The organism is Sphingopyxis sp., from assembly GCF_050725615.1.
Classification (GTDB): Bacteria; Pseudomonadota; Alphaproteobacteria; order Sphingomonadales; family Sphingomonadaceae; genus Sphingopyxis.
Map to the genome: position 1 here is coordinate 24,934 of NZ_JBOHHU010000046.1, position 6,445 is coordinate 31,378.

The window sequence follows — 6,445 nt, forward strand, 5'->3', positions numbered from 1 at the left end:
CTAATAGGGCGCATAGCGCTGGCGCAGGTTGTTCAGCGCATCGGCCAGTTCCCGCTCCTTGCCCAGCGCCTCAATGCGCGCCTCATAGACGGTCTTGTGCCAGTCCTTCAACGCGGCAAGGCCGGCCTTGCCGACCTCGACGATCATCGCGTCCTGCCCCGCCAGCCGCGCGCGCCAGACCTGCCCCGCGTCCGACCCCAAGGGTTCGGCGGCGTTGACGACGCCGCGCACCGCCGCCGCATACATGTCGCGCCATTTGATCATCTCGGCGATCAGATAGGCGTAAAAATCGCCGCCCTGGTACAGGATCCGCTCGGCCTCGGTCGCCATCGGCATCAGCGCGGCGCGATAGGCGGCATCGACCCGCTCGGCATGATCCAGATGCGTGTCGAGCAGCCGTTCGAACATCGCCTTCTGCTCGTCGCTGAACAGCGCGGTCATTTCGGATCGACCCAGCCCGTCCCCCCGCAGTTCTTGCAGGTAACCGTCCCGTGGCCGCCATCGCGCCCGCAGGTCGCACAGCGGATCTTGCCGTTCTCGCAGCTCGGGCAATCGATCGTGCCTTTGCCCAATCGGATGGCGCCCAGATTGTCCCCATGACCGGCGCCCCCGCATCGGTGGCATCCCTGATATTGGTCATGGCTATATTGAGTATATTTGGCGCCTCGACAATCGGGACAGGTCACCTCGCCCGTGGCGCGACAATCACCGCAAGGGTAATAGCCGTCGTGGCATTGATAGCCGGTGCATTTGATCCGCCCCCGATCGCAACCGTTCGCCTCGCATCGTACCTGGCTCATCATGCCCTCCCTGTGAAACCACTCCCGATCATCAGCCAAGGCGCGATCGGACGGGAAAAGGGGCCACGCCGAGGGCCCAAAATCGATCGTCGGGGTGCAGCGGCGCACGCCCACGCGGTCGGCGACGGGCGTTCAGGTCAGGAGGATGCCGCGCCGCGGACGGCTATTTCTTGACCCGCCACTCGCGCATATAGGCGGATTCCTCGCCATATTTCTTACCCTGGGCCGCCGCCTGGTCGGCCAGCTCCTCCGCCGTCGAGCCGCGCGCGCGATCCTGTTTGATCAGCGTGTCGCGGCGGATCGGGATCAGCTGCGCGATCGGCGTGCCGGCGGGCAGGATATGCTCGCCGACCGGCCCGGTCCACGCGAAGGGCAGGTTCACCGTCGTGTCGAAGCGGTCGCAATCGACGAAGCCCGAAAAACAGGTGAAGGGCAGGTCGGGCCGGCTCAGCGGCTGGACGAACAGCACCGAATAGCCGTCCGGCACCTTGATCCGCCAGGGGTTGATGAATTTCAGCGGCATGACGCGTTCGAACGGCGGCTCGGGCGCGCCGATCTGGCCCGGGTGATGCTGTTCGACCGGCTGGAACGGCACCCCCTCGGCCCAGCCCATCTGGATCGACACCCGGTCCTCGGGCACGAGGATCATCACGTCGAACGGCAAGGGGATGACGAAACCCAGCGAAAAGGCGTCGGTCATCGGCAGGCACGCCTTGGCGGTCATCGCGGGGAGGCCGTTTTCATAGGTCATGCCCATTTCGCGGTTCAGCCGCTTGAACCAGTCGGGGGCGAAGCGGATCGCGCGTTCGGGCGCCGGAATCCGGCCGACCAGCGCGGGATCACACAGAAATTCGATCATCGGCGCGGCCTCGCCCGCCGGCGGCGCCGGGGTCAGGCCGCCGATCTCGAACTTCACCTGATAGCCGCTCATTGCCCGTCCCTTGCCGCACGCCCTGACCGCCACCGTGTCCCAAAACCGCGCCGCTGGCAATCGCCGCGCCAAAGCCTCCATTTCGGAAGCCTATCGCGTTGAAAGGCGGGGCGCGGCGGGGTAAGAAAAGACAAAGCACAACCGGGCGCATCGACACAACAGGATTGCAGGAGCGCCCCGACCATGCCCGAAATCGACCATGTCTTTGTCCTGATGCTCGAGAACCGGTCCTTCGACCATATGTTCGCGCTGTCGGGAATCCCTGGCATCCATGCCGCGACCGCCGCCGATACCAACCAATATGACGGCCAGACTTACCACTTTCAGGGCGGCGCCCCCGATATCCTGCCCAGCGACCCCCTCCATGATTTCTGCGACGTGCTCGACCAGGTCTGCGGCGCCGGCAGCGATTGTTCGGACGTCACCCCCTATCCGCCGCGCACCAACAGCGGCTTCGTCGCCAATTATGCGACGACGAAGGTCAAGCGCATGCTTCGCCGGTCCAAACCGCTGCCCGCCGCCGACTATGACCTCGTGATGCGCGGCATCGACAGCGCGCGGCAGGCGCCCGCGCTCGACGCGCTGGCGCGCGCCTATGCGCTCTGCGACGGCTGGTATGCGTCGTTGCCGGGGCCGACCTGGCCCAACCGCTTCTTCGTTCATGGCGCCTCGTCGGACGGCGAGGCGGACGCGCCGAGTCTCGGCGACATCATCAAATGGGAAAGCTTCAGCGGCTTCCGCTATCCCCATGGCTCGATCTACGACCGGCTCGGCGAGGCGGGCTATGCCTATCGCCTCTATGGCGACAAGCGCGGTCCCTTGTCGGGCCGCATCCCGCAGGTCGCGGCGATCAAGGGCATCGACTATTTCGACGTCCGCGACCTCGACGATTTTGCGGACGACCTCGCGGGGCCCTATACGGCGCGCTACACCTTCATCGAACCCGCTTATGGCGACATCGTTTCGGGCAGCTATCGCGGCGGGTCGTCGCAGCATCCGATGGACGGGCTCGCTGGCGGCGACGATCTGGTCGCGCGCGTCTACAACGCCATCCGTCAGTCGCCGCTATGGGAAAACAGCCTGCTGATCATCACCTATGACGAACATGGCGGCTTTTACGACAGCGGCATCCCGCCGCAACCCGCGACCCCGCCGAACGACGGTTCGGGTCCCGGGCAGAATCCGCAGGCCTTCGATTTCTCGGTCTATGGCGTCCGCGTCCCGGCGGTGGTGGTGTCGCCCTGGGTCGCGCGCGGCGGGGTCGATCACACGCTTTACGACCATAGTTCGGTGCTGGCGACGGTCGAACGCCTGTTCGGCCTCGCTCCGCTGACCGAGCGCGACGCCGCCGCCGCCGATGTGCTGCACCTGCTCACCGACACGCTGCGCGGCGACGCCGATTGTCCGCCCGCCTTGGCGGAGCGGGCCCCCGCGCCGCTGGCGATGTCCGAACTGGCCGCGCTCGACGAAGCCAGCGGCGACGAACCGATCGCCGACGATCCCAATCTGCAGGCCTTCCTCTTCGTCGTCCGCAAGGCCGATCGCGAGACGCGCGGCGACATGGTAGCGATGTCGCGCTTCCAGCCGCTGCGGACCCGCGCCGATGCCCGGCAATATCTCGACGACGTCATGCCGCGCCTCGAAGCGGCGCGCGCAGGCGACCGCACCGCCTAGAATCTGTCCTGTTTAGATTGAACCGTAGCCCTGAGCCTGTCGAAGGGCGCCTATCCGAGAAGCGCCCTTCGACAAGCTCAGGGCTACGGGAACAGGACAGACTTGCCAGACCCCGGCCCGCCTCAATAGGCGTTGCGTTCGTCCCGCAGCACCGCCTTGCCGTCCTTCCAGTTGACCTCGGCGGCGGGCTCGTCGGTCTTGCCCGGCGCGAACAATTCGTAAATCACCGTCCCGTCGTTCTGCGCGCTTTCGATCACCCGCTCGGGCACAAAATGATCGGGCGCCGAATCGGCGGCGGCGCGCACCGCAGCGGGCGCATCGGCCCAGGCGATGTCGCGCTGCACCTCGACGACGCGATAGGCGCCGCGCTCCTCGATCACGTCGATCTCGACCGCGCTGCCGTCGTCGCGCATGCCCTCGACGTCATAGAAGACCAGCCCGTCGCGCGCCTTGCGTTCGGCCTGGTCGATCGTCAGGTCGGGGACCTTGGCCAGGACCGCTGCGCGCACCCCGGCGGGGACGTCGGCCGCCGCAATCGCCGCGACCTCGGCCTTCGGGCCGTCGGCCAGCACCGCCTTCTGTGTCGCCGCATCACCGGGCGCTTTGTCGGGCGCATCGCCGCATCCCGTCAGCGCCAGCACCACTCCCGCCATCATCCACGCGCCATGCCGCATCGCCGTCTCCCTCAAGCACCCTCGCCGAAATAGCGCGCGCGCCGACGCAAGTCGACGGCGCGTTGCCCGGGCGTCCGCGAGCTAGGGCTCCAGCCGATGCTCGAGCGTGATCTCGCAATCGAGCAGCTTCGACACCGGGCAATTCATCTCGGCCTCCTTGGCGATCGCCGCGAATTCCGTCTCGGAAATGCCCGGCACCCGGGCGACCAGCGTCAGCGCCGACTGGCTGATCTCGAACCCGCCCTCGACCTGGTCCAGCGTCACCGCCGCGCTCGTCTCCAGCGTGTCGCCGCTATAGCCGGCGCGCGCCAGCCCGAACGACAGCGCCATGGTGAAGCACGCCGCATGCGCCGCCGCGATCAGCTCCTCGGGATTGGTCCCCGGCTGTCCCTCGAAGCGCGTGCCGAACCCATAGGGCTGTTTGTCGAGCACGCCCGATTTGGTGGTGATCGATCCCTTGCCCTCCTTGCCGAAACCTTCGTAGCGGGCGGATGCGCGGTTGACGGTCATGCAATGTCTCCTTGGCTCGATGCAGGGGCTGGATAAAGGCGGGGCGCCGCAGCCGGGACTGCGGGACTCAGGAAAAGCGCCTCAATGTCCCATGCCCGGTGCGGCTGCGCAACCATGGCTGCGACGGGTCCAGCATCGCATGTCTTCCTTGTCGTCACACCGCCGCCCGGCGCTTCGATGCGGTTGGAGAATGGGGTCGAGATGGCTGCCGGAACGGACCCAACCGGGAGGCGTGACGGCCGTTGGCCGATTGCGGACCGTCCCCGGCCTTGACCAGGCGATCGTTCAGCGCTTCTATCCTGCAGAACCCGGCCCGACAGCCAAAACCGAGGGAGTCGATCATGCGCCTATTTCCAAAATTCCCCCATTTTCTCATGCTCTCGGCATCACTGTCGATCGCGGCCTGTTCGGGCTCCCCGTCTTCGGACAAAAACGGCGCTCCCGAGGCCAACGCGTCGAGCGGCCACAGCGAAGAGCAGAAAAAGAATCTCGCGAATTTCGACGACCTCGATTTCCGCGTTTACAGCGGCCAGAAATGGGATGAGTTCAACAAGAGCCACGCCGAGGATATCCTGGTGCATTATCCCGACGGATCGACGACGACCGGCATCGCCGACCACCTCGTCAAGCTGAAACCGCAATTCGCCTTTGCCCCCGATACCAAGATTGCGGAGCATCCGATCAAGCTCGCGGACGGGAAATACACGGCGGTGCAAGGGATTATGACCGGCACGTTCACGAAGCCGATGGACCTCGGCGGCGGCAAGACGCTTCAACCCACGGGCAAGAAATTCGTGCTGCCGATGATGACTGTCGGGCGGTGGGAGAATGGGGTGATGAAGGAGGAATGGCTGTTCTGGGACAATGCCTCGTTCATGGTCCAGATCGGCGCGACCTGACGGGCGCGCGCGATGGATAGGATGCCGGCCCTGTTCATCGGCCACGGCAGCCCGATGAACACGCTCGAATTGAACGGCTATACCAGCGCCTGGCGCCGTTTGGGGCAGGCATTGCCGCGACCGCGCGCCTTGCTGGTCGTCTCGGCGCATTGGTATATCGGGGCGACCGCCGTCACCGCGATGGCGCGCCCCCGGACCATCCATGATTTTTACGGATTCCCCGACGAATTGTTCGCCTTTCAATATCCCGCGCCGGGCCTGCCGGAACTGGCGGGCGAGATCGCGGAGGTCGTCAAACCCCATTGGGTCGGCGCCGACCAGGATCAGTGGGGCCTCGATCACGGGACATGGAGCGTCCTTGCGCATCTGTTCCCCGATGCCGACGTTCCGGTCGTGCAACTGTCGATCAACGCGCTCCAGCCGATGGACTATCATCTGGAATTGGGCCGACGCCTCGCTGCGCTGCGCCAGCGGGGCATCATCATCATTTCGAGCGGCAACGTCGTCCACAATCTGCGAAAAATCGACTGGAAAAATGCGGATGGCGGCGCCGATTGGGCGCATCGCTTCGACGATGCGGTCGTCGATCAGATGGTGCAAGATCCGAGCGGCATTCTGAACATCCTTCAGCATCCGGACTACGACCTTGCCGTTCCCACGCCCGATCATTTCATCCCCTTGCTCTATACAGCCGGCCTTGCGGACGCAGGCGACGGCGCCAGACCGATCCTGCGCGGCTATGCGATGGGGTCCTTGTCCATGACATGCTACGGCGTTGGCACGGACAGCCTGCCCTGCGAGGAAGCTGCGGGAAGCACGACGCTGCCGGCGGGCGTCCCGGCGGATCAAACCAATATCTAGGCCGGCAATAGGCCGTTGCCGGTTGGAACGACGCGCCGACATTCACCGTTGCCGTGGTGCCGGTCGACGCGCTTGCCGATCGCATCATCCTGCGCC

The 6,445-nt window shown here is 65.6% G+C and carries 7 protein-coding genes; 3 read left to right on the forward strand and 4 right to left on the reverse strand.

Annotation, left to right across the window (positions count from 1 at the left end):
- Both ACREB7_RS12155 and ACREB7_RS12160 read right to left on the reverse strand, forming a co-directional pair.
- Positions 1 to 441, reverse strand: coding sequence for a hypothetical protein (locus tag ACREB7_RS12155; RefSeq protein ID WP_431592536.1), 441 nt, complete (start codon positions 439 to 441; stop codon positions 1 to 3).
- A gap of 522 nt (positions 442 to 963) precedes the next feature.
- Entirely contained in the window at positions 964 to 1,731 is a 768-nt protein-coding gene (locus ACREB7_RS12160; RefSeq protein ID WP_431592537.1) for a hypothetical protein, read from the reverse strand.
- Between the two features lie 183 nt (positions 1,732 to 1,914).
- Between ACREB7_RS12160 and ACREB7_RS12165 the strand changes: the two genes are divergently transcribed.
- Positions 1,915 to 3,405, forward strand: a complete 1,491-nt coding sequence (locus ACREB7_RS12165; RefSeq protein ID WP_431592538.1) for an alkaline phosphatase family protein — start codon at positions 1,915 to 1,917, stop codon at positions 3,403 to 3,405.
- Positions 3,406 to 3,527: 122 nt separating this feature from the next.
- On the opposite strand, the gene ACREB7_RS12170 is transcribed toward ACREB7_RS12165, so the two are convergent.
- Entirely contained in the window at positions 3,528 to 4,079 is a 552-nt protein-coding gene (locus ACREB7_RS12170; protein ID WP_431592539.1) for a hypothetical protein, read from the reverse strand.
- 81 nt (positions 4,080 to 4,160) lie between these two features.
- Positions 4,161 to 4,589 (reverse strand): OsmC family protein, encoded by a 429-nt coding sequence (locus ACREB7_RS12175; RefSeq protein ID WP_431592540.1) that lies wholly within the window; start codon positions 4,587 to 4,589, stop codon positions 4,161 to 4,163.
- A 341-nt stretch (positions 4,590 to 4,930) separates the two neighbouring features.
- Between ACREB7_RS12175 and ACREB7_RS12180 the strand changes: the two genes are divergently transcribed.
- Together ACREB7_RS12180 and ygiD are read left to right on the forward strand one after the other, a co-directional pair.
- A complete protein-coding gene (locus ACREB7_RS12180) occupies positions 4,931 to 5,488 on the forward strand; it encodes an ester cyclase (protein WP_431592541.1) in 558 nt (185 codons plus the stop codon).
- A gap of 12 nt (positions 5,489 to 5,500) precedes the next feature.
- Positions 5,501 to 6,349, forward strand: coding sequence for a 4,5-DOPA dioxygenase extradiol (gene ygiD / locus ACREB7_RS12185; RefSeq protein ID WP_431592542.1), 849 nt, complete (start codon positions 5,501 to 5,503; stop codon positions 6,347 to 6,349).
- Positions 6,350 to 6,445 lie beyond the last annotated feature (96 nt).